Origin of the sequence: Actinomadura montaniterrae (assembly GCF_008923365.1) — a bacterium.
Taxonomy (GTDB): Bacteria; Actinomycetota; Actinomycetes; order Streptosporangiales; family Streptosporangiaceae; genus Spirillospora; species Spirillospora montaniterrae.
Map to the genome: position 1 here is coordinate 13,837 of NZ_WBMR01000090.1, position 21,617 is coordinate 35,453.

The window sequence follows — 21,617 nt, forward strand, 5'->3', positions numbered from 1 at the left end:
CGGCCCGACGGGAGTGATCCATGCCCACCCCCCTGACCCTGGCGTGGCACGGCGACGAGCTGCTCGACGGCGGTCTGCGCGAGCTGCTGTGCGGGCCCGGCGCGATGTTCGAGCGCCGCGTCGAGGACGTGCTCGGCGCCCCGGCCGAGGTGTTCGCGCAGCGGGCCCCGCACGTCCCGGCCATGCTCGCGGGCGCCGCGTCGGGCACCCCCGACCAGACCTACCTGGCGTTCGCGGACGCGCCGGACCGCGCCGTGACCTTCGCCGAGGCGCACCGGCTCGCCGCCGCGTACGCGCATGTGCTGGCGACCGGGTACGGGATCGGGAAGGGCGACCGGGTGGCCGTGGCGGCGCCGAACGGGCTGGAGCACATCCTGCTGTGGTGGGGGACGCTGTCGCTCGGCGCGATCATGGTCGGGCTGAACGGCTGGTGGACGCCGGGCGAGCTCGACCACGGCATCGGCCTGACCGGCCCGTCCGCGCTGTTCGGCTCGGGAAAGCCGCTCGTGCGCCTGGCGGAGACGCGCGCCGCCGCCGAGGGCGTCCCGGTCGTCTCGCTGGACGAGCTGCACGCCGCCGCCCTCGCCCTGGAGGATCCGCCGGCCGCACTGCCCGACGCCGGTATCCACGAGGACGACCCCGCGGCCATCATGTTCACCAGCGGGACGACCGGACGCCCGAAGGGCGCCACCATGTCGCACCGCAACTTCGTCCACTTCGGGCTGTTCGGCGGGCTCGGCGGCGCCGTCGCCGCGCTCACCGGCCCGCCCGGGCGGCGGCAGGTGCCGGAGAGTGTGCAGCGCGCGTCGGTGTTCGCGAACCCGCTGTTCCACGTCTCCGGCGCCTGCCTCGCGCTCGCGAACGCGCCGCTGTTCGCGCTCAAGCTGGTCCTGCCGCCGCCGGGCCGGTGGGACGCGGAGGCCGCGCTGAAGCTGACCCACGACCACGGGCTGACGCAGTGGACCGGCGTCCCGACCCACTTCTGGCAGATGCTCACCCATCCGCGGTTCGCCGAGTACGACACCTCGCGGGTCGTCACGATCGGCAGCGGCGGCGCCACGTTCGCGCCCGAGCTGCTGCGGCTGTTCGAGGAGAAGCTGCCGGGCGTCGCCATCACCAACGGCTACGGGATGACCGAGACGACCGGGACCGGCACGTTCCTCAACGGCCGGGAGATGGACGGGCATCCCGCCTCGGTCGGCGCCGCCGCCCCCACCATCTGGGTGCAGGTCCGCGACGAGGACGGGAACCCGCTGCCCGAGGGCGAGGTCGGGCGCGTCCACATCAGCGGCGCCGGGGTGTTCCTCGGCTACTGGGGCGACGAGAAGGCGACGGCGGAGGCGCTCACGCCGGACCGCTGGTACCGGTCGAGCGACTTCGGCCGGATCGAGGACGGCGTCCTCTACCTGGAGAGCCGGATGCGCGACCTCATCATCCGGGGCGGCGAGAACGTCTACCCGATCGAGATCGAGTACCGGCTCGTCGAGCATCCGGGCATCGCCGACGCCTGCGTGATCGGCGTCCCGCACACCGTCCTCGGCCAGGAGGTCAAGGCGGTCGTGGTGCCGCGCGACGGCGCGTCGCTCACCGAGCGGGAGGTGCGCGACTGGGTGGCCGCGGCCCTGGCGCCCTTCAAGGTGCCCGCCCACGTGGAGTTCCGCGACGCGCTGCCCTACAACGAGACCGGAAAGGTCATCAAGCGGCTCCTGGAGGACCCGCCGGCCGCCGGGCAAGGGCATGCGATCTGATAACGGCTACAATATATTCTTTGCGCGCCGGACCCGGGGGCGCACCGCCCCGGCGGACGCGCCGGGCCCGCGGGCCGCCGGACGCGGGGAGTGCGCGCTGCTAGCTTTGCGTTGCGTGCCGGGCGGTGTCGGACCGCCCACCGGACCTAGGGGTGAGAGCGATCCCGCGGAGCCAGGAACCCGAGCTGCGGGCCGCCGGCATGACGGACGGGGCCGACGCGCTGCCGGGGCAGAACCTGTCCCGGCTGACCAGCGGCGAGCAGGTCCGGCTCTACCTGCGCCGGCTGATCTTCGACGGCGTGCTGCGGCAGGGGCAGCGGGTCCCGCAGGACGCGGTGGCCCGCGCGCTGGGAGTGTCACGGATCCCCGTCCGCGAGGCGCTGATCGCGCTGGAGCGGGAGGGCTGGATCACGATCATCGCCCACCGCGGCGCGTTCGTGAACGCGCTCGACGAGCCGTCCGTCCGCGACCACTACGAGCTGTACGGGCTGTTCTACGGCTTCGGGGCCCGGCGGGCGGTGGAGCGGCAGGGCGCCGAGCTGGGCGAGCGGCTGGCGCCGCTGCAGAAGGAGATCGCCGCGGCGGGCGACGCCGAGGCGCTGCAGGAGCTGACGGCGCGCTTCCACGGATCGGTCGTGGAGGCGGCGCAGTCGCCGCGGCTGCGCAACATGCTGAAGCAGATGACCGGCATCGTGCCCGGCAACGTCTTCGAGCTGGTGCCCGGGGTGCCGGCCGCGGAGAAGCGCGGCACCGCCGCGATCGTCCGCGCGATGAAGAAGGCCGACGCGCAGGCCGCGGAACGGGAGTACGTCACCATGCTGCGCGGCCAGGGCGACCTGGTCGTCAGGCTGTTCCGCGGCCGGGGCATGTTCGAGCGGCCGGACGCGGAGGCGGAGCCCGCCTCGCCCTGAGCCCGCCTCGCCTGAGAACGTCCCGGCGCCTCCGCCGGGAGGGCCCGCCCGGGACCGGGCACGGCCCGGCCGCCCGCCCGGCGGCATGAGCGACGACCGTAGAGGTGCATGTGACGAACACGTCCGAACCCCCGCATCCCGCGCTGGCGGGCCGCGAAGAGGAGTCCGCGGCGCTGACGGACGCCATCCGGCGGCTCGTCGCGGTCGCCACGGCGACGACGGCGCCCCCGGACGCGACGCTGGCGGCGGCGCGCGAGTTGGAGTCCGTCGCGGACGCCCTGGAGCGGCACGTCCCCGACCCGCCGCTGCCCAAGACCATGCTGCACCTCTCGGACGACGGCCGCGCCGACCTCGCCGGGCGCATGGCCTACGACGCCGTCATCGGCCGGCACAACCCGATGGCGCTCCCGCTGGAGGTGGCGTTCGAGCCGCCGAAGGCGCTGCTGCGCGGCACGTTCACCCGCCCGTACGAGGGGCCGCCCGGCTGCGTGCACGGCGCGGTGCTCGCGGGCGCGTTCGACATCCTGTGCGCGGCGGCGAACTTCGTCGCCGGGGTCGCGGGCCCGACGGCCCGGCTGGAGATCGTCTACCGCAGGCCGACCCTGCTCGGCGAGCCGTGCCTGTTCGAGGGCGAGGTCGAGGCCCGCGACGGCAAGCGGGTGCGGACGGTCGGGCGGCTGCTGCAGCGCGGCCGGGTGACGGTCGAGGCGACGGGCGACTTCGTCCACCTCGACCGCGAGGACATCGCCCGCATGGCCGCCCAGATGATGGAGTGAGCGGGCGGCGCGGCCGGGCCCGGCGGCGCCGCCGTCAGGACGGGAAGGACGCGGCGGCGACGCCGATGGCCTCGTCCAGGTCGGCGGCGAGCAGGAACCCGGCCGCGGCGGCCCGCTCGGCCGCCGCCCGGAACGCGGGCACGTAGTCGTCCGCGCCGCGCGGGTACAGCCGCCGGAGCGTCGCCGCGCCGAACGGGCGCGTCGAGCCGAACAGCAGCGCGGCGCCCGGCGCCGCCTCCTGGCCGAGCCCGGAGAGCACCGCGGCAGGGACGTCCACCCACGGCGTCCGCACCCCGCCGGACGCGATGCCGTGCCCGTCGAGCCGCAGCCGCACCGGCTCCCCAGGCTCCAGGTCGAGACGGTCCGCGGACGCCGGGGGAGTGCCCGTCCGCACCCAGCGGTCCAGCGCGGCGACCGCGGCCTGCGCGACGTAGTGCTGCTGCGGGCCGGAGTTGATCGGCAGCGGGAACTCGGCGCCGAGCGGGGCGGAGCGCGGCGCCAGCATCGCCGCCAGCTCGTCCGGGCCGCGCCGCCCGGAGTCGCGGAACGCGGCGTCGATCGTGTAGGTGTCGGCGTGCGCGGCGCCCGCGACCTCCCACAGGCGGAACCGCTCGCCGTCCGGCTGCCGTGACCCCGCCGACCGGAGCAGCCCCGCCACGTCCGTCTCGCTCTGTACCGTGATGACGGGGGCGTCGCCGTCGGTGCGGATCCGGACGCGTCCCGCCCGCGACTCCCAGCGCGCCCCGTCCAGCAGCGCCGGGCCGCCGGGGCGGCCGTGGATCAGGTAGCCGTCATAGGCCCCCGCGACGGGCGCGACCGCGTTGACGAACGTGACGAGGTACGCGGCCGACTGCGACTGGCCCGCGGCGAGCACGCGGGACGCGCGGAGCGGGCCGAGGACGCCGCCCTCCTCCCGGGCGAGCCGTCCCACCTGCGCGAAGATGTCGAAGGAGAACGCGTTGCCCGGATGGTCGAGGGACGCGTACCGCTCGGGATCGGTCTTCTTCAGCGGCGGAAGCGTGATGGAGGAGAAGTCGCCCTCCGTCTCGGTCAGCCGCGCGAACAGCGACTCGCCGTCGATCGAGTCCCGCTGCGCCGAGACGCCGATCCACGCCGCGCCGTCCCGGATCAGCTGCCGGTGCGTGTTCAGCCAGAAGGCCGGGGCGTCCGCCCCGGACGAGACGTTGAGCCATTCGACGACGACCGTCCCGCCGAAAGCCGCGGGATCGGCCGGCCGGTACACCACCAGCCGCGTCGTGAAGGGCGCGCGGCGGCCCGGGCGGACGGTCCACACGCCGTCGTCGCCGGTCGCGCCGGCGGCCTCGTAGGCGGCGGCCTCGCCGGACGCGAAGAACTCCGCCGTCGTGTAGCCGGACCTGCCGAGGTCGAAGAACGTGGAGATCAGGGACGGGGGGCCGTCCACGAGACGGACGTCCATGGCTGCGCTGTCCTTTCTCGCCCTGCGGGGGGCCGGCGACGGGGGTGGTCAGGGACGCGGCGGGCGAGTGGTCAGGGACGAGGCCAGGGGCGGCCGCTCAGCCGCTCGATGTCGGTGTTGAACCGCTTGAGGCAGTCGGCGAAGGTGCGCACGTCCTCCGCCGGCCAGCCGGCCATGATCTTGTCCAGGCTCGCGACGATCCGGCCGCGCTCCTCCTCAAGCCGGCGCTCGCCCTCGGCGGTGATGCGGAACTTGCGGGCGATGCCGCCCTCGGGATCGGGGATGCGCTCGGCCAGCCCGGAGCGCAGCATGGCGGAGGTCTGCCGGTTCAGGGTGGACTGGTCCAGGCCGAACGCCTCGCTCAGCTGGCGGATCGACATCGGCCCCTCGACCCGGATGCGGCTGAGCAGGATGTAGGCGCTGCGCTCCAGGTGCCCGGCCGCGCGGGCGGAGCCGCCGGCGAACTCCAGGCTGTGCCGCCCGAGCAGCATGGTCTCGTACTCGACCCGGTCCGTCGGTTTGTCCATGGTGCCTCCGATCCGTGCCCCCGGGATCGGCCGTCCGGGTGCGGTGTCCTGCTTATCACAGCGGATATGCGCCATACACACTTTGTGTATCCAGCACATCGTATGTATCGTGCATACGGCTGCCTCGCTCCCCGAAGAGCCGGCCTCGTTCCCCCGCAAGAGCGCCCTTCCCTGAAAGAGGAGACCCACGTGGACGACTCCGGGCCCGCCGTCCGCCCGAACGGCATCGTCGCGGTGCTCGCCGTCGCGGGCATCGTCGCCGCGTTCATGCAGACGCTGGTGGTGCCGCTGATCGCCGACCTGCCGAGGCTGCTGCACACCACGGCCTCCAACGCGACCTGGGTGATCACCGGCACGCTGCTGGCGTCCGCGGTCGCCATGCCGATGATCGGCCGGCTCGGCGACCTGTACGGCAAGCGCCGGCTGATGCTGGCCTGCATGGTGCCGCTGATCGCCGGCTCGGTGGTCTGCGCGCTGTCGGGCTCGCTCTGGCCGATGATCATCGGCCGCGGGATGCAGGGCCTCGGCATGGGCATGATCCCGCTCGGCATCAGCGCGCTGCGCGACCTGCTGCCGCCCGAGCGGCTCGGCTCGTCCATCGCGCTGATGAGCTCCTCGATGGGCATCGGCGGCGCCTTCGGGCTGCCGATCGCCGCGCTGGTCGCCGAGAACACCAACTGGCGCGTGCTGTTCTGGGGGGCGGCCGCGCTGAGCGTCCTCGTCGCCGTGCTGATCTGGCTGCTGGTGCCCGCCGTGCCCGCACAGGCCAAGGGCCGCTTCGACGCCCCCGGCGCGGTCGGGCTCGGCGCCGGCCTCGTCTGCCTGCTGCTCGCCGTCTCCAAGGGCGCCGACTGGGGCTGGACGAGCGGCACCACCATCGGGCTGTTCGCCGCCGCCGCCGTCGTCCTGCTCGCCTGGGGGTGGTGGGAGCTGCGCACCCGCGACCCGCTCGTCGACCTGCGCGTCACCGCCCGGCCGCAGGTGCTGCTCACCAACGCCGCGTCCGTCGTGGTCGGCTTCTCCATGTACGCCCAGTCGCTGATCGCGCCGCAGCTGTTGCAGCTGCCCGAGCAGACCGGGTACGGCCTCGGCCAGTCGATGGTGGCCGCCGGGCTGTGGATGGTCCCCTCCGGCCTGGTGATGATGGCGGTGTCCCCGCTCGGCGCGCGGCTGTCCGCCGCCCGCGGCCCCAAGGTCACGCTGATCTGCGGGGCGCTGGTGGTCGCCGCCGGGTACGGGTCGTCGCAGGTCCTGCTGGGGCACGCCTGGGGCCTGATGCTCTTCACCGCGATCTGCGGCGGCGGCGTCGGCCTCGCCTACGGCGCGATGCCCGCCCTCATCATGAGCGCGGTGCCGCAGTCGGAGACCGGCTCGGCCAACAGCTTCAACACGCTGATGCGCTCCATCGGCACGTCGGTGTCCGCCGCCGTCGTCGGGGCCGTGCTGTCGCAGATGACGATCAGCCTCGGCGGGCACGCGCTGCCCTCGGAGAACGGGTTCCGCACCGGCCTCGCGATCGGCTGCGGCGTCGCCGTCCTCGCCGCGCTGATCGCCCTGACGATCCCGGGCCGCCGCGCGGCCGCCGCCGCCCGGGAGGCCGCGCACGCCGAGCCGTCCACCGAACCGGTGGCCTGACCGGCCGGAGCCGGGCAACGGCGCCGTCAGGAGCGGCCGGGAGGCGGAGGGGTGGCGATCTCCGCCTCCTCCGGCGGCTCCAGCGGCGGATAGTGCAGGTCGAACGCCGGGCGCATCGAGCGGATCCGCGGCATCGCCACGAAGTTGTGCCTGGGCGGCGGGCACGACGTCGCCCACTCCAGCGAGTTGCCGTAGCCCCACGGGTCGTCCACGCCGACGGGCTCGCCGCGCCGGTGCGTCCGGTAGATGTTCCACAGGAACGCGAACGTGGACGCCCCGAGGACGAACGCGCCGATCGACGAGACGAGGTTCAGCGTCGCGAACTCGTCCGAGTAGTCGGCGATGCGGCGCGGCATGCCCTCGGCACCGAGCCAGTGCTGGACGAGGAACGTGGTGTGGAAGCCGGCGAACAGCGACCAGAAATGGATCTTGCCCCAGGTCTCGTCCAGCTTCTTCCCGGTCATCTTCGGCCACCAGAAGTAGAACCCGCCGAACATCGCGAACACCACCGTCCCGAACAGCACGTAGTGCATGTGGGCGACGACGAAGAACGAGTCGGTGAGGTGGAAGTCCATGGCGGGCGACGCCAGGATCACCCCGGTGAGGCCGCCGAACAGGAACGTCACGAGGAACCCGATCGCCCACAGCATCGGCGTCTCCAGCGAGATCTCGCCCTTCCACATCGTGCCGACCCAGTTGAAGAACTTGATGCCGGTCGGCACCGCGATCATGAACGAGGTGATCGAGAAGAACGGCAGCAGGACCTGGCCGGTGGCGAACATGTGGTGCGCCCAGACCGTCATCGACAGCCCGGTGATGCTGATGGTCGCGGCGACCATGCCGAGGTAGCCGAAGATCGGCTTGCGTGCGAACACCGGAATGATCTCGGTGACGATGCCGAAGAACGGCAGCGCCACGATGTACACCTCCGGATGCCCGAAGAACCAGAACAGGTGCTGCCACAGCAGCGCCCCGCCGTTCGCGCCGTCGTAGACGTGCGCGCCGAGCTTGCGGTCCGCCTCCAGCGCGAACAGCGCGGCGGCGAGCACCGGGAACGCGATGATGACCATCAGGCTGGTCAGCAGCACGTTCCAGGTGAAGATCGGCATCCGGAACATCAGCATGCCGGGCGCCCGCATCGTGACGATCGTGGTGATCAGGTTGACGCCGGTCAGCGTCGTGCCGACGCCCGACAGGATCAGCCCCATCACCCACATGTCCTTGCCGAGGCCGGGGGAGAAGGTCGACGAGGTCAGCGGCGAGTAGGCGAACCAGCCGTAGTCGGCCGCGCCGTTCGGCATGATGAAGCCGAACAGCACGATGACCGACCCGAACAGGAACATGTAGTAGGTCAGCGCGTTCAGCCGCGGGAACGCGACGTCCGGCGCGCCGATCTGCAGCGGCATGATGACGTTGGCGAAGCCGAGGAACAGCGGCGTCGCGAACAGCAGCAGCATGATCGTGCCGTGCATCGTGAAGAGCTCGTTGTACTGCAGCTCGTCCATCACCTGCAGGCCCGGCCGCAGCAGCTCCGCCCGCATCAGCATGGCCATCAGCCCGGCGATCAGGAACAGCGTGAACGACGTCGACAGGTACAGGTAGCCGACCGTCTTGTGGTCGGTCGTCGCCAGGACGTCGCCGATCCGCTTCCCGAGGCCGTGCCGCCGCAGCGCCTCCTCGGCGCTGGTGTCGGCCACCTCCTCGACCGCCGTCATCCGGGCCCCCTCCCGCAGCCGTGCCTACACCGGGCACTAGCCGGAGAAAGCCCACGTCAAACGCCGCCCGCGGCCTGATCATCGTCATGGCGCGGGCGCGTCCGGCGGGGGCCGGTCACCGTCCGGGGCGTCCCCGATACGCTCTCCTGGACGACCAAGGACGACCGGCCGGACGCCGGGCGGCCCACCGCCCGGACGTGCGGCACGACCGGGAGGGAGGCGCCGTGGAGCTGTCCGGTGTCGGTGTGTGGAGCCAGCAACTGCGCTACGGGGACGCCGCCGAGGCGGCGGAGGCCGCCGCGGAACTGGAGGAGCTCGGGTACCGCGCGATGTGGGTCCCCGACATCGGAGGGCCGGTGTTCGACGCGGTCGGGAACCTCCTCGCGGCGACCCGCAGCGCGGTCGTCGCGACCGGCATCCTGAACCTGTGGATGCACGCGCCCGAGGACGCCGCCGCGTCGTTCGCGTCGCTGTCCGCCGAGCACGGCGACCGCTTCCTGATGGGCATCGGGGTGAGCCACGCCCCGCTCGTGGACGCCGCGGAGCCCGGCCGCTACCGCAGGCCGCTCGCGGCGATGTCCGCCTTCCTCGACGGCCTCGACGCGGCCGGCCGGCCCGTGCCCCGCGACAGCCGGGTGCTCGCCGCGCTCGGCCCGCGGATGCTGGAGACGGCGGCGAAGCGGGCCCGCGGCGCCCACCCCTACCTCGTCCCGCCGGAGCACACCCGGATCGCCCGCGAGGCCGTCGGGGCGGGGCCGCTCGTCCTTCCGGAGCAGACGGTGATCCTCTGCTCGACGCGGGACGAGGCGCGCGAGATCGGGACGGACTGGCTGCGCTCCTACCTGAGCCTGCCGAACTACGCGGGCAACCTGCTGCGGCTCGGGCTCACGCAGGAGGACGTCGACACGGTGAGCGACCGGCTGTTCGACGCCCTGATCGCCTGGGGCGACGAGGAGGCGATCCGGCGCCGGGTGGACGAGCACCGCGCCGCCGGCGCCGACCACGTCTGCGTGCAGGTGCTCACGGCGGACGGCAACGCGTTCCCCCGCGAGGAGTGGCGGCGCCTGGCCCCGGCCCTGACCTAGCCCGCTCCGGACCGCCCTTGGTGGCGGGCGGGCGGGGTGTCAGGCTGGGGTGATGCGGATACTCGTCATCGGCGCGGGCATCGTCGGGGCCGCGCTCGCCGACCGCCTCGCCCGCCCGGCGGACGGCGGGCGGGCTGGCCCGGGCGACGCGGTCACGGTCGTCGAGGAGCTGCGGCCCGGCGCGGGGACGTCCGGGACCAGCTACGCGTGGTTCAACGCCAACGACCCCGCCGACTCGGCGTATCACCGGTTCCGCACGGACGCGCTCCGCACCTGGCGTGACCTGGCCGCCGGGCTCGGCGACCCGTCGTGGTACCGGCCGGCCGGCAACATCGCGTGGACGGCGGACGAGGACGAGAAGGCGGAGCTGGCCGCGCGGGTCGACGGCCTGGCCCGCCTCGGCTACGCCGCCCGCCTGATCGGCGGCGACCGGTTGCGCGAACTGGAACCGGCCGTCCGCGTCCCGGACGGCGCGCTCATCGCACACTTCCCCGACGAGGGGTTCGTGCACGGCGGCCTGGCGGCACAGGCGCTCGCTCAGCGGGCGGCGGAGTCGGGCGCCCGCCTCGTCACCGGGCGCCGCGCGGTCGGCCTGAACGTCGACGGCGGCCGCGTCACCGGGGCGCGCCTCGACGACGGCCGCGACCTGGACGCCGACCTGACGATCTGCGCCGCCGGCCGGCACGCCCCCGCGCTGCTGGCCACCGCCGGGATCGTCCTGCCGCTGGTCGACCCGTCGAAACCCGGTTCGGCGGCGCCGTGCCTGGTCGCCACCACGACCCCAGTGTCCGGTGTCCTCAACGGGCTCATACACGCTCCCGAGCTGTCCGCCCGTCCGGCGGAGCACGGGGGACTAGTGCTGGAGGCCTACGACATTGACGCCGGCATCGACGACGCGATCCCGGCGGACCGGGTCGAGGCCGCCGGCGCCGACCTCCTCGCCCGCGCCCGTACGCTGATCCCGGGCCTGAGCGCGGACATCGCCGGCGTGCGCCGGTGCGTGCGGCCCCTGCCCGTCGACGGCTACCCGCTCGTCGGCCCGCAGCTTCCCGGCCTCTACACCGTCGTCACGCACAGCGGCATCACGCTCGCCCCGCACCTCGCCGAACTGGTCGCCCAGGAGGTCCACGGCAGCCCCGCCGAGGCGCTCACCCCCTACCGCCCCGACCGCCACACCTGACCATCGCCCTCACCACGTGAGATACGGAGGCCCCGGCGGAGGGGAGTCCGCCGGGGCCGCTTCCGCGGGTGCCGGTGGTCACGGCGTCGTCGCCGCCGGGCGGCGCAGGGACGGCCAGAGCAGGACGATCGCGGCGGCCGTGAGGACGAGTCCGGCGGCGAGCAGCACGAGGTTCGCAGTGGAGACACCGTCGTCGCCGAAGGCGGGCACCGTCGCGAGGGCGGACAGGATCCGGGTGACCAGCACCGCGATCAGGCCGCCGCGCCGGCCGCGCCACGCGAGCACGGCGCCGGCCAGCGTGACGGCGCCGATCGCGGTGATGACGGCGGCCGCGGCGGCCGGCGGCTGGCCGTCGCCGCCGACGCCGAACAGCCAGGTCGCCAGGTCGCCGAGGCCGAGAAGTCCGGCCAGTGCCAGGCCGGTGACGAAGAAGCGGGAATGCGGCATGGTGCCCTCCTCCTGAATCGGACGATGGCAGCAGTGTCGGCCGGGCCGGGCGGCGGAGGCATCGGGGCGGGCACGGGACAGCGCCGCGTGCCGGCACGGGCGGATTCTCCGTGCTGGCACGTATGTCGCCGCCGTGGCGCGGCGCTTACGGTATGGCCATGACACGGCCCCGGCTCACCGCCTACGGCATGGCCGTGCTCGCGGTGGCGCTCGCCGGGACCGGGGCATGGCTGGTCGTCCTGGACGGTGACGGAGGGCAGGCCGTCTACTTCGGCGTCGCGTGCGTGCTCGCGTCCGCGTCGGTGGTGCTCGGCGTGCTGGTCGCGGCGAAGCGCCCGGCCGACCGGACCGGCGCGCTGCTCGCGTCCGTGGGGCTGGCCGCGATCTGGATCGTCTTCACCGACGTCTACCTTGACCTGGCCGAGCACCGGCCCGGGCTGCCCGGCCGGGCGGTCATGGTCACCGTGAGCCAGGGGCTCTGGATGCTCAACTACGTGCCGGCGGCGCTGCTCATGCTGCTGTTCCCGGACGGGCGGCCGCCGCCCGGGCGCCGCTGGCGGGCCGTCGCGGTCGCCGTTCCGGCGGTGCCGGCGCTGTTCATCGTGCTGGCCGGGCTGGATCCCGCTCCGTTCCCCGCGCCGTTCGGCGGCGTCCGGCACGCGTTCGGCACCCTGCCGCCGCCGCTGTGGACGCTGCTCGGCCCGGTCGAGATCGCGCTGCTGCCCGCCCTGCTGCTCCTCCTCGTCGCGTCCGCCGCGGCGATGGTCGCGCGGTACCGGAGGGCCGGGGACCCGGTGCGCCGCGCCCAGCTGAAATGGTTCGCGCTGGGCGCGCTGTTCCTGCCCGCGACGCTGCTGCTGTGCTGGCTGAGCTACCTGCTGCTCGACGGCCCGGACCTCGCCCTGGCCGGGCTCGGCGCGACGCTCGTCGCGATCCCGGCGGCGACGGCGATCGCGATCCTGCGCCACGACCTCTACGACGTGGACCGGGCGCTGAGCGCCGCGGTGACCTACGGCCTCGTCACCACGGTGCTGCTCGGGTTCTACACGGCCGCCGCGTTCGTGGCCGGTGTGACCGCCGGGCGCTCCTCGCCCGCGGCGGCGGCGACCGCGACGGCCGTGTGCGCGCTGGTGCTGTCCCCGCTGCGCGCCCGGCTGCAGGTCCGCGTGGACCGTCGCCTCTACCCGGCCCGGCAGGCGGCGCTCGCCGCGATCGACGGCCTGCGCGCCCGGATGCACGCCGGGGAGGCGGTGCCGGAGCAGCTGCAGGAGGTGCTGCGGGCGGCGCTGCGCGACCCCGGCCTGCGGGTCGGCTACCGGCTCCCGGGGACGGACGAGCTGGTCACCGCGAGCGGCGCGCCGTTCGATCCGCACGGCCAGGCCGTCGCGATCCGGTTCGGCGGGACGCGGATCGGTGTCCTGGTGCGGGGCCGGACCGGCACGAGGGAGCTGCTGCGGGAGCTGGCCGACGCGTCCGCGCTGCTCGTCGAGGTGGTGCGGCTGCGCCTCGACCTGCGCAGGGCGCTGCGCGACGTGGAGGACAGCAGGGCGCGGCTGCTGCGCGCCGGGTACGCCGAGCGGCAGCGCCTCGAACGGGACCTGCACGACGGCGCGCAGCAGCGGCTCGTCTCGCTCGGCATGGCGCTGCGGCTGGCCCAGCGGCACCTGCCGGACGGCGACGTCGCGAAGGTGCTCGACCAGGCGGTGGACGAACTCGGCACCGCCGTCGCCGAGCTGCGCCAGATCGCCCACGGGCTGCGCCCGTCCAGCCTGGAGGAGGGGCTCCCGGCGGCGCTCGCCATGCTGGTGCGCGGCGTCCCGATCCCGGTGGTCCTCGACGTGTGCCCCGAACCCGTGCCGGAGGACGTGGCCACCACCGCCTACTACGTGGCGAGCGAGGCGGTGGCGAACGCGGTGAAGCACGCGGCGGCGGGCGGCATCCGGTTGCGGGTGACCCGGGCGGACGGGCACCTGACGGTGGAGGTGCACGACGACGGGTCCGGCGGCGCGACCATCGAACCCGGCTCCGGGCTGGCCGGGCTGGCGGACCGGGTCGCGGCCGCCGGCGGTGCGCTGAGCGTGGCCAGCCGGCCCGGCTCCGGGACGTCCGTCGAGGCGGTGCTGCCGTGCGCATCGTGATCGGCGAGGACTCGGCGCTCTTCCGCGAGGGGCTGGCGCGGCTGCTCGCCGACGCCCCCGGCCTGCTCGCCGCCGTCGCCGCCGCCCGTCCCGACCTGGCCGTCATCGACGTGCGCATGCCGCCCGACCGCACCGACGACGGCGCGCGGGCCGCCCGGCGGATCCGCGAGTCCCACCCGGACGTCGGCATCGTGCTGCTCTCGCAGCACATCGAGACCCGGCACTCGGTGGAGCTCGTCACCCGCGGGCGGTTCGGCTACCTGCTGAAGGACCGCGTGCTCGACGTCGACGACTTCCTCGACGCGCTGCGCCGGGTGGCCGCCGGCGGGTCCGCGCTCGACCCCGAGGTCGTCACGCGGCTGATCGGCCGCCGCCCGCCGGACGACCCGCTGGCCCGGCTCACCGAGCGGGAGCGGCAGGTCCTGGCGCTGATGGCCGAAGGCCGTACGAACATCGGGATCGCGCGGCGGCTGTGGCTCACCGGCCGCACCGTCGAGACCCACGTCGGCTCCATCATGGCCAAGCTCGGCCTGGCGGCGTCCGACGAGGACCATCGCCGCGTCCTGGCCGTGCTGGTCCACCTGCGCGGGGCGGCGCGGCAGGACCCGGAGGACCCCACCACGGCCGCCCCGTGACGGTCCCGACCATCCAGGGCGGGCCCGGTTCAGGAGTGCGCGATCAGGACGGACGGGTCCTCCACGCAGTCGGCCACGTAGCGCAGGAACCCGCCGGCGGTGCCGCCGTCGCAGACCCGGTGGTCGAAGGTGAGGGACAGCTGGGCAACCTTGCGCGGCACGACCGCGCCGTCGTGTACCCAGGGCCGATCGACGAAGCGGCCCACGCCGAGCAGCGCCGCCTCCGGATGGTTGATGATGGGCGTCGAGCCGTCCACGCCGAACACCCCGTAGTTGTTGAGCGTGAACGTGCCGCCGGTCAGCGCCTCGGGCGGCAGCTTCCCGGCGCGGGCGAGGCCGGTGAGCCGGGCCAGCTCCGCGGCGAGGTCCCCGGTCGTCATCAGGTGCGCGTCCCGGACGACCGGGACGACCAGGCCCCGGTCGGTCTGGGCGGCGAACCCGAGGTTCACCCGCCCGTGCCGGACGATCTCGCCGCGGCCGGTGTCGACCGAGGAGTTCAGCTCGGGGAACCGGCGCAGCCCGGACACGCAGACGCGGGCGAGCAGCGCGAGCAGCCCGATGCCGAGGTCCGGGCGGGTGCGGCGCAGCGCGTCCCTGACGTCGAGCAGGCCGGTGGCGTCGACGTCGACCCAGGTCGTCGCGTCGGGGATCTCGGCGCGGCTGCGGGTGAGCTTGTCGGCCACCGCCCGGCGCAGGCCGCGCAGCGGGATGCGCTCGTCCGCGAGGCCGCCCGCCGGACCGGCGGCCGCCGGCTCCGCGGGTGCGACGGGCTCGGCGGGCGCGGCGGCGATGGCCTGCTCGACGTCGCGGCGCAGGATGACGCCGCGCGGGCCGGTCGGGGTGACGGCGGCGATGTCCACGCCGTGCTCGCGGGCGATCCGGCGGACGAGCGGCGAGATCACCCGCGGCGCGAGCTTCGGCCGCGCCGCCGCCGTAACGGCGTCCCCGGCGGCTTTCTCGGCGGGGCGCGTCCTGCCGCGCCGCCGGGAAGTGCCCGAGGCGCCGCCGGTGCCGTAGCCGATCAGCACGTTGCCCGAGCCCGCCTGCTCCTCCTCGCGGTACCGGGCAGCGGCGGGATCCTCGGACGCGGACGCGGCCCCGGCGTCCCCGACCTCGATGAGCGGTTCACCGACGCCGAGGACGGCGCCCGGCCCCGCGTGCAGCTTCAGCACCGTCCCGGCGAACGGGACCGGGACCTCGACGGCGGCCTTGGCGGTCTCCACCTCCACCACGACCTGGTCGACCTCGACGGTGTCGCCGACCGCGACCTTCCATTCCAGGACCTCGGCCTCCGTCAGGCCCTCGCCGAGGTCGGGCAGGCGGAACACCCGGGGAGCGACGGCGGTCTTCACGACGCCTCCCGCATGGCGCCGCCCGCGAGGGGACGCACCCCGGCGTCCGCCGGCGCGGGCTCCGCCGCCGCCAGGTACCGGGTGTCGGGCTCGTCGTCGAACTGGAGCCGGTCGACCGCGTCGAGCACCCGGTCGGCGTCCGGCAGGTGCGAGCGCTCCAGCTTCGGCGGCGGGTACGGGATGTCGAACCCGCTGACCCGCAGCACCGGCGCCGCCAGCGAGTGGAAGCAGCGCTCCTGGACGCGGGCCGCGATCTCCGCGCCGACGCCCGCGAACCCCTGCGCCTCCTGGACCACCACGCACCGGCCCGTCTTGCGGACCGACGCCACGACGGTCTCGTCGTCGAACGGGACGATCGACCGCAGGTCCACGACCTCCAGCGACCGGCCCTCCTGCGCCGCAGCCTCGGCCGCTTCGAGCGCCACGGAGACGCTGGGCCCGTACGCGACGAGCGTGGCGTCGGTCCCGGCGCGCCGTACCGCCGCCCGCCCGATGCCGGCGGGGCGCCGGTCCTCGGGCGCGACCTCGCCCGAGGACCAGTACAGCCGCTTCGGCTCCATGAAGACCACCGGGTCGGGGTCGGCGATGGCGTCGCGGAGCAGCCAGTACGCGTCGTCCGGCGTGGCGGGCGTGACCACCTTCAGGCCGGGGGTGTGCGCGTAGTAGGCCTCGCTGGAATCGGAGTGGTGCTCGACGCCGCCGACGCCGCCCGCGAACGGGATGCGGACCACCATCGGCAGCGGCACCATGCCGCGGGTGCGGTTGCGCATCTTCGCCACGTGCGAGGCGATCTGCTCGAACGCCGGGTAGGCGAACGCGTCGAACTGCATCTCCACGACCGGGCGGAACCCGCCCATCGCCATGCCGACGGCCAGCCCGACGATGCCCGCCTCGGCGAGCGGGGTGTCGAAGCACCGGTCCTCGCCGAACTCGGCGGTCAGCCCGTCGGTGATGCGGAAGACGCCGCCGAGCGGGCCGACGTCCTCCCCGAACACCAGGACCCGCTCGTCCTCGCGGAGCGCGTCCCGCAGCGCGGCGTTCAGCGCCTGCGCCATCGTCATCCCGGCCGTGCGGCCCGTCATCGTCGTCATGTCAGTCCTCCAGGGCGGCCAGCTCGGACACCAGCTGGGCCCGCTGCTCGCGCAGCTGCGGCGTGGGCTCGGCGAAGACGTGCTCGAACAGCTCCAGCGGCGTCGGCGCGGGCTCGGGGTCGGCGTTCAGCGCGTCGCGGACGCGGGCGGCGAACTCCTCGGCGGCCTTGTCCGCCGAGGCGACCGCCTCGTCGTCGAGCACGCCCCGGCCGCGCAGGTAGGCCTCCAGGCGCGCGATGGGGTCGGCGGCCTCCCAGCGCGCGACCTCGTCGTCCTCCCGGTAGCGGGTGGCGTCGTCGGCGTTGGTGTGGGCGTCCATGCGGTACGTGTGCGCCTCCACCAGCGACGGCCCGCCGCCCGAACGCGCGTGCTCCACCGCCGACGCCAGCACGGACAGCACCGCGACGAGGTCGTTGCCGTCCACCTGCTCGGACCGGACGCCGTACCCGACGCCCTTGTAGGCGAGCGCGGGCGCGGCGGTCTGCTTGGCCAGCGGCACCGAGATCGCGTACCGGTTGTTCTGCACGAGGAACACCACGGGCGCGCGCCGGACCGCCGCGTAGTTGAGCGCCTCGTGGAAGTCGCCCTCGCTCGTGCCGCCGTCGCCGACGAAGGCCATCACGATGTCGTCCTCGCCCTTGCGGCGCAGGGCCTCCGCCATCCCGACCGCGTGCAGGGTCTGGGTGGCCAGCGGGGTGCACTGCGGCGCGACCCGCACCGCGGCGGGGTCGTACCCGCAGTGCCAGCCGCCCTGCAGCAGCGTGAGCACCTCGGCGGGGTCGAGCCCGCGGGCGACCAGGGCCACCGAGTCGCGGTAGGTGGGGAACAGCCAGTCGCCGTCGCGCAGCGCGAGCACGCCGCCGATCTGGCAGGCCTCCTGCCCGCGGCTCGACGGGTACACCGCGAGCCGGCCCTGCCGGGTCAGCGCCGTCGCCTGCCGGTCGAAGCGGCGCCCGAGGACCATCCGGCGGTAGGCCTCCAGCAGCTCGCCGTCGGCGGGCGCCGTCCGTCCGGCCGGGGGGTCGGCGGGCGTGCCGTCCTCGGCGACGAAGCGCACCGGGACGGGGGACGGCAGCAGGCCGTCGACCGCCGGCCGGTGATCGCGCACGGGTTCCCGCGCGGGCCTCGGTGCCCGCGCCGTCGGGGGCTTCCGCACTGGCATGGCGCGCCTCACTTTCTCTGGACGCTTGACGACCAAAGCGTCCGTCCCGGCGACCATCTGTTCAAGACATGCCGGATAATGAGCGACAAGTGGTTCTCAATGGGGCGCGAGGGTGGCCAAATGTCGAACGATGACGCCGCGGACGGCGCCTGGCCGGGACGTTCTGCCGGACGGCTGGACGCGGTGGACCGGGCGATCATCGCCGAGCTGCTCCGCGACGGCCGGATCTCGGTGCGCGCCCTCGCCGAGAACGTGCACGTCTCCCGCGCCAACGCCTACGCGCGGCTCACCCGGCTGCTGGACGACGGCGTGATCACCGGGTTCACGGCGGAGCTGGCGCCGCACCGGGCGGGGCTCGGCACCAGCGCGTACGTCTCGATCACGATCGAGCAGAACTCCTGGCGGGCGGTGTCGGCCGGGCTCAAGGAGATCACCTACGTCGAGCACTTCGCGATGGTCGGCGGGGACTACGACGTGCTCGCCCTGGTCAGGGCCCCGGACAACGCGGCGCTCCGGCACGTGGTGCTGGAGCGCGTCCAGGACATCCCCGGCGTCCGCGCCACCCGTACCTGGCTGGTGTTCGACGAGGCCAGCGGCCGGGGAGCCGAGTGGGGCGCGCCCCCGGCCGGGTGAATCACGGCCGGGGGGCGGAGCGGGGTGAAACGCGGCCGCCGCCCGGCTCGTCCGCGACGAGGGGGCGGCGGCGGGCTCCCGGGTCAGCCGAGGGTCTCGCGCACCTCGCCGGAGAACATGGTCGTGGAGGCGACCTCGTACTTCGCCGCGTCCTCGGCGGCCGCGGCCATCTCCGGGCTGCCCAGCGCCGCCGCGAGCGCGTCGCCGTCCTCGAACCACAGCTCGGCGACCAGGTAGGGCGCGCCGGCGCCGAGCGCCTGCGGGCGCGTCAGGGTGAACGACTTCAGGCCGGGCAGGGCGTGCACGAGCGGGACGTGCGTGCTCTCGTAGCGCTCGTCGAACGCCGCCGGGTCGGCGGGGGAGAAGTACTGGACGGTGAGGCGGTGCATGCGGTCCTCCAGGGTGGATGCGGCCGGCCAGGTCCGGGCCTCCTCACCGTAGCCCGCGGGCCCGGCGCGCGGAGGAGGCGGTCCCGGGCAAGGGGCTGTTGCGCGGAGGCGCCGGTCCGTGCGACCGTATTACTGACCGAACGATAAGTAATTCGTTCGACCGGTGAGGGAGCGGACATGACGACGACCCCCGTGGACCCCGGGCCTCCCGTGGACCCCGTGCCGCAGGAGGCGGCGCAGGAGCGGTTCGACGCGACGATCGCGCGGGGCGACCGCATCGAGCCCCGGGACTGGATGCCGGACGGCTACCGCCGGACCCTCGTCCGGCAGATCGCCCAGCACGCGCACTCGGAGATCATCGGGATGCAGCCGGAGGGCAACTGGATCGGCCGCGCGCCGTCCCTGCGCCGCAAGGCGATCCTGCTGGCGAAGGTGCAGGACGAGGCCGGCCACGGGCTGTACCTGTACTCGGCGTGCGAGACCCTCGGCGTCTCGCGGGCGGAGCTGACGGAGCTGCTGCTCGCCGGCCGGCAGAAGTACTCCTCGATCTTCAACTACCCGACGCTGTCGTACGCCGACGTCGGCACGATCGGCTGGCTCGTCGACGGCGCCGCGATCTGCAACCAGGTGCCGCTGTGCCGCACCTCCTACGGGCCCTACGGCCGCGCGATGATCCGGATCTGCAAGGAGGAGTCCTTCCACCAGCGGCAGGGCTACGAGCTGCTGATGACGATGATGCGCGGGACGGACGCCCAGCGCGCCATGGTGCAGGAGTCGGTCGACCGGTTCTGGTGGCCGTCGCTGATGATGTTCGGCCCGCCGGACGCCGAGTCCCCGAACAGCGCGCGGTCGATGGCGTGGGGCGTCAAGCGCAACTCCAACGACGAGCTGCGGCAGAAGTTCGTCGACATGACGGTCCCGCAGGCCGAGGCGCTCGGGGTGACGCTCCCCGACCCGGACCTGCGCTGGAACGACGAGCGCGGCCACTACGACTTCGGCGAGCCGGACTGGGCGGAGTTCGCCCAGGTCGTCGGCGGGAGCGGGCCGTGCAACGCGCAGCGGCTGGCCCACCGCCGCGCCGCCCACGAGGACGGCGCCTGGGTGCGCGAGGCGGCGACGGCGTTCGCCGAGCGGTCCGGCAAGGGAGGCCAGTGATGACCGACAGGCGGGAATGGCCGCTCTACGAGGTGTTCGTCCGCGGCAAGCGCGGCCTCAACCACGTGCACGTCGGGTCGCTGCACGCCCCCGACGACGTGATGGCGCTGCGGCACGCGCGCGACGTCTACACGCGCCGCAACGAGGGCGTGAGCATCTGGGTCGTGCGGGCCGACGCGATCACCGCGTCCAGTCCGGACGAGAAGGACCCGCTGTTCGCGCCGAGCGGCGACAAGGTCTACCGGCACCCCACGTTCTATGACATCCCCGACGACGTCCCGCACATGTGAGGGCGGACCACCGATGAGCGACGACCTCCTGAACAGCGACCTCGGCGGCGTGTTCGACGGCCTGGCCGGCGGCGAGTCCTCGCAGTGGGCGTTCGGCACCGGCTTCGAGGACCCCCTCGCCGGCGTCGACACGACCGTGCCGGACGGCGTCGACGGCGCCGATCTCGCCGCGTACTGCCTGATGCTCGGCGACGACGCGCTGATCATGTCGCAGCGCCTCTCGGAGTGGTGCAGCCGCGCCCCCGACCTTGAAGAGGACATCGCGCTGGCGAACATCGCCCTCGACCTGCTCGGGCAGGCGCGGCTCCTGCTGTCGCGGGCGGCGGCCGCCGACCCCGGCGCCGTGCCCGCCCTCCCCGAGGGCTCGCCGGTGCCGGGCGAGGACGCGCTCGCCTTCTTCCGCGAGGCCGGGGAGTTCCGCAACGTCCGCCTCGCCGAGGTGGCCAACGGCGACTTCGCGCATGTCGTCGTCCGCCTGCTGCTGTTCTCCGTGGTCCGGCTCGCGCTGCTGGAGCGGCTCGGCGCGAGCGCCGACCAGGTGCTGGCGGCGGTGGCGGCGAAGGGCGTCAAGGAGGTCACCTACCACCGCGACTGGGCGGGCCGCTGGTTCCTCACGCTCGCGCAGGGCACCGAGGAGTCGCGCCGCAGGCTCGTCGCCGCGCTGGACGCGCTGTGGCCGCTCCAGCCCGAAATGGTCACCGCGCACCCTCTCGAAGCCTCGCTCGCCGAGGCCGGCGTCGGCGTCGATCCCGCCGCCGTCCGCGACGAGGCCGACGCCGTCCTCGACCAGGTCTTCGCCGTCAGCGGCGTCGACCGTCCGGACCGCGCGCCCCTCGCCGGGGTCGGCGGGCGGACGGGCCGCGACGGCATGCACACCGAGGCGTTCGGCCGGCTGCTCGCCGAGATGCAGGTCGTCGCGCGCGCACACCCGGGCGGGCGCTGGTGAACGCCCTCGTGACGGCCCGCGAGCGCGCCCGCGAAGCGGCCGGGCGGGTGCGCGACCCCGAGATGCCGATGCTCACCCTCGCCGACCTCGGCGTGCTGCGCGGCGTCGACGTCGAGCCCGCACCGGACGGTGGCGAGACCGTGGTCGCCTCGATCACCCCGACCTACACCGGCTGCCCGGCCCTCGCGACGATGCGCGACGACCTCGTCCACCGGCTGAACGACGCGGGCTTCCCGCGCGTCCGGGTCCGCGTCGTGCTGGACCCGCCGTGGTCGAGCGACTGGATCACCGAGCGCGGGCGCGCCGCGCTGCGGGCCGCGGGCCTGTCGCCGCCCGGCCCGGCGCCGCGGCGCGCCTGGCCGGT

21 protein-coding genes are annotated in these 21,617 nt (G+C 74.5%); 13 read left to right on the forward strand and 8 right to left on the reverse strand.

Going from position 1 to position 21,617, the window contains the following annotated elements; translation table 11 throughout:
* The first annotated feature begins 20 nt into the window (after positions 1-20).
* From F9B16_RS27015 to F9B16_RS27025, 3 genes are all read left to right on the forward strand, one after another.
* Positions 21-1,748, forward strand: a complete 1,728-nt coding sequence (locus F9B16_RS27015) for a class I adenylate-forming enzyme family protein (protein WP_151543010.1) — start codon at positions 21-23, stop codon at positions 1,746-1,748.
* Positions 1,749-1,900: 152 nt separating this feature from the next.
* Entirely contained in the window at positions 1,901-2,659 is a 759-nt protein-coding gene (locus tag F9B16_RS27020; RefSeq protein ID WP_225991976.1) for a GntR family transcriptional regulator, read from the forward strand.
* A 110-nt stretch (positions 2,660-2,769) separates the two neighbouring features.
* Positions 2,770-3,435 carry a PaaI family thioesterase gene (locus F9B16_RS27025; protein WP_151543011.1) on the forward strand — a complete coding sequence of 222 codons (666 nt, stop codon included), beginning with the start codon at positions 2,770-2,772 and terminating at the stop codon, positions 3,433-3,435.
* Between the two features lie 34 nt (positions 3,436-3,469).
* Here the strand turns inward: F9B16_RS27025 and F9B16_RS27030 are convergent, their stop codons facing one another.
* Both F9B16_RS27030 and F9B16_RS27035 read right to left on the reverse strand, forming a co-directional pair.
* Complete coding sequence (locus tag F9B16_RS27030) at positions 3,470-4,873, reverse strand: alpha/beta hydrolase domain-containing protein (protein WP_151543012.1); 1,404 nt, start codon at positions 4,871-4,873, stop codon at positions 3,470-3,472.
* Positions 4,874-4,944: 71 nt separating this feature from the next.
* Entirely contained in the window at positions 4,945-5,400 is a 456-nt protein-coding gene (locus F9B16_RS27035) for a MarR family winged helix-turn-helix transcriptional regulator (protein ID WP_151543013.1), read from the reverse strand.
* A gap of 267 nt (positions 5,401-5,667) precedes the next feature.
* Here F9B16_RS27035 and F9B16_RS27040 point away from each other — a divergent pair, with 267 nt between their 5' ends.
* Entirely contained in the window at positions 5,668-7,035 is a 1,368-nt protein-coding gene (locus F9B16_RS27040; RefSeq protein ID WP_449699323.1) for an MFS transporter, read from the forward strand.
* A gap of 26 nt (positions 7,036-7,061) precedes the next feature.
* On the opposite strand, the gene ctaD is transcribed toward F9B16_RS27040, so the two are convergent.
* Complete coding sequence (ctaD, locus tag F9B16_RS27045) at positions 7,062-8,750, reverse strand: aa3-type cytochrome oxidase subunit I (RefSeq protein WP_151543015.1); 1,689 nt, start codon at positions 8,748-8,750, stop codon at positions 7,062-7,064.
* A gap of 224 nt (positions 8,751-8,974) precedes the next feature.
* On the opposite strand from ctaD, the gene F9B16_RS27050 reads away from it, so the two are divergent.
* Both F9B16_RS27050 and F9B16_RS27055 read left to right on the forward strand, forming a co-directional pair.
* Complete coding sequence (locus F9B16_RS27050) at positions 8,975-9,835, forward strand: LLM class F420-dependent oxidoreductase (RefSeq protein ID WP_151543016.1); 861 nt, start codon at positions 8,975-8,977, stop codon at positions 9,833-9,835.
* A gap of 52 nt (positions 9,836-9,887) precedes the next feature.
* Complete coding sequence (locus F9B16_RS27055) at positions 9,888-11,015, forward strand: NAD(P)/FAD-dependent oxidoreductase (RefSeq protein ID WP_151543017.1); 1,128 nt, start codon at positions 9,888-9,890, stop codon at positions 11,013-11,015.
* A 78-nt stretch (positions 11,016-11,093) separates the two neighbouring features.
* On the opposite strand, the gene F9B16_RS27060 is transcribed toward F9B16_RS27055, so the two are convergent.
* On the reverse strand, positions 11,094-11,462 hold the full coding sequence (locus F9B16_RS27060; protein ID WP_151543018.1) for a hypothetical protein: 369 nt from the start codon (positions 11,460-11,462) through the stop codon (positions 11,094-11,096).
* A gap of 158 nt (positions 11,463-11,620) precedes the next feature.
* On the opposite strand from F9B16_RS27060, the gene F9B16_RS51220 reads away from it, so the two are divergent.
* Entirely contained in the window at positions 11,621-13,600 is a 1,980-nt protein-coding gene (locus tag F9B16_RS51220; protein WP_192809015.1) for a sensor histidine kinase, read from the forward strand.
* The gene (locus F9B16_RS27075; RefSeq protein ID WP_151543019.1) at positions 13,588-14,235 is read left to right on the forward strand and encodes a LuxR C-terminal-related transcriptional regulator; all 648 of its coding nucleotides are present in this window, start codon (positions 13,588-13,590) and stop codon (positions 14,233-14,235) included. The genes F9B16_RS51220 and F9B16_RS27075 overlap by 13 nt, the downstream gene beginning before the upstream one ends.
* Before the next feature lie 29 nt (positions 14,236-14,264).
* Here the strand turns inward: F9B16_RS27075 and F9B16_RS27080 are convergent, their stop codons facing one another.
* The 3 genes from F9B16_RS27080 to pdhA are packed head-to-tail and all read right to left on the reverse strand — an operon-like array spanning position 14,265 to position 17,786.
* Positions 14,265-15,587 (reverse strand): dihydrolipoamide acetyltransferase family protein, encoded by a 1,323-nt coding sequence (locus F9B16_RS27080; RefSeq protein ID WP_151543020.1) that lies wholly within the window; start codon positions 15,585-15,587, stop codon positions 14,265-14,267.
* Positions 15,584-16,669, reverse strand: coding sequence for an alpha-ketoacid dehydrogenase subunit beta (locus tag F9B16_RS27085; RefSeq protein WP_225991979.1), 1,086 nt, complete (start codon positions 16,667-16,669; stop codon positions 15,584-15,586). Before F9B16_RS27085 ends, F9B16_RS27080 begins: the two co-directional genes overlap by 4 nt.
* Positions 16,670-16,679: 10 nt before the next feature.
* Positions 16,680-17,786 (reverse strand): pyruvate dehydrogenase (acetyl-transferring) E1 component subunit alpha, encoded by a 1,107-nt coding sequence (gene pdhA, locus F9B16_RS27090; RefSeq protein WP_225991977.1) that lies wholly within the window; start codon positions 17,784-17,786, stop codon positions 16,680-16,682.
* A 174-nt stretch (positions 17,787-17,960) separates the two neighbouring features.
* On the opposite strand from pdhA, the gene F9B16_RS27095 reads away from it, so the two are divergent.
* Positions 17,961-18,473, forward strand: a complete 513-nt coding sequence (locus F9B16_RS27095; protein WP_225991978.1) for an Lrp/AsnC family transcriptional regulator — start codon at positions 17,961-17,963, stop codon at positions 18,471-18,473.
* An 83-nt stretch (positions 18,474-18,556) separates the two neighbouring features.
* On the opposite strand, the gene F9B16_RS27100 is transcribed toward F9B16_RS27095, so the two are convergent.
* Positions 18,557-18,862, reverse strand: coding sequence for an EthD family reductase (locus F9B16_RS27100; protein ID WP_151543023.1), 306 nt, complete (start codon positions 18,860-18,862; stop codon positions 18,557-18,559).
* Between the two features lie 177 nt (positions 18,863-19,039).
* Between F9B16_RS27100 and paaA the strand changes: the two genes are divergently transcribed.
* The 4 genes from paaA to F9B16_RS27120 form a co-directional block, all read left to right on the forward strand.
* Positions 19,040-20,017 (forward strand): 1,2-phenylacetyl-CoA epoxidase subunit PaaA, encoded by a 978-nt coding sequence (gene paaA / locus F9B16_RS27105; RefSeq protein WP_151543024.1) that lies wholly within the window; start codon positions 19,040-19,042, stop codon positions 20,015-20,017.
* Entirely contained in the window at positions 20,017-20,307 is a 291-nt protein-coding gene (gene paaB, locus F9B16_RS27110) for a 1,2-phenylacetyl-CoA epoxidase subunit PaaB (RefSeq protein ID WP_151543025.1), read from the forward strand. Before paaA ends, paaB begins: the two co-directional genes overlap by 1 nt.
* Positions 20,308-20,320: 13 nt before the next feature.
* Positions 20,321-21,253, forward strand: a complete 933-nt coding sequence (gene paaC / locus F9B16_RS27115) for a 1,2-phenylacetyl-CoA epoxidase subunit PaaC (RefSeq protein ID WP_151543026.1) — start codon at positions 20,321-20,323, stop codon at positions 21,251-21,253.
* Positions 21,250-21,617 (forward strand): iron-sulfur cluster assembly protein (locus tag F9B16_RS27120; protein WP_404800520.1); only part of this gene is annotated, 368 nt, incomplete at its 3' end. The genes paaC and F9B16_RS27120, both read left to right, overlap by 4 nt.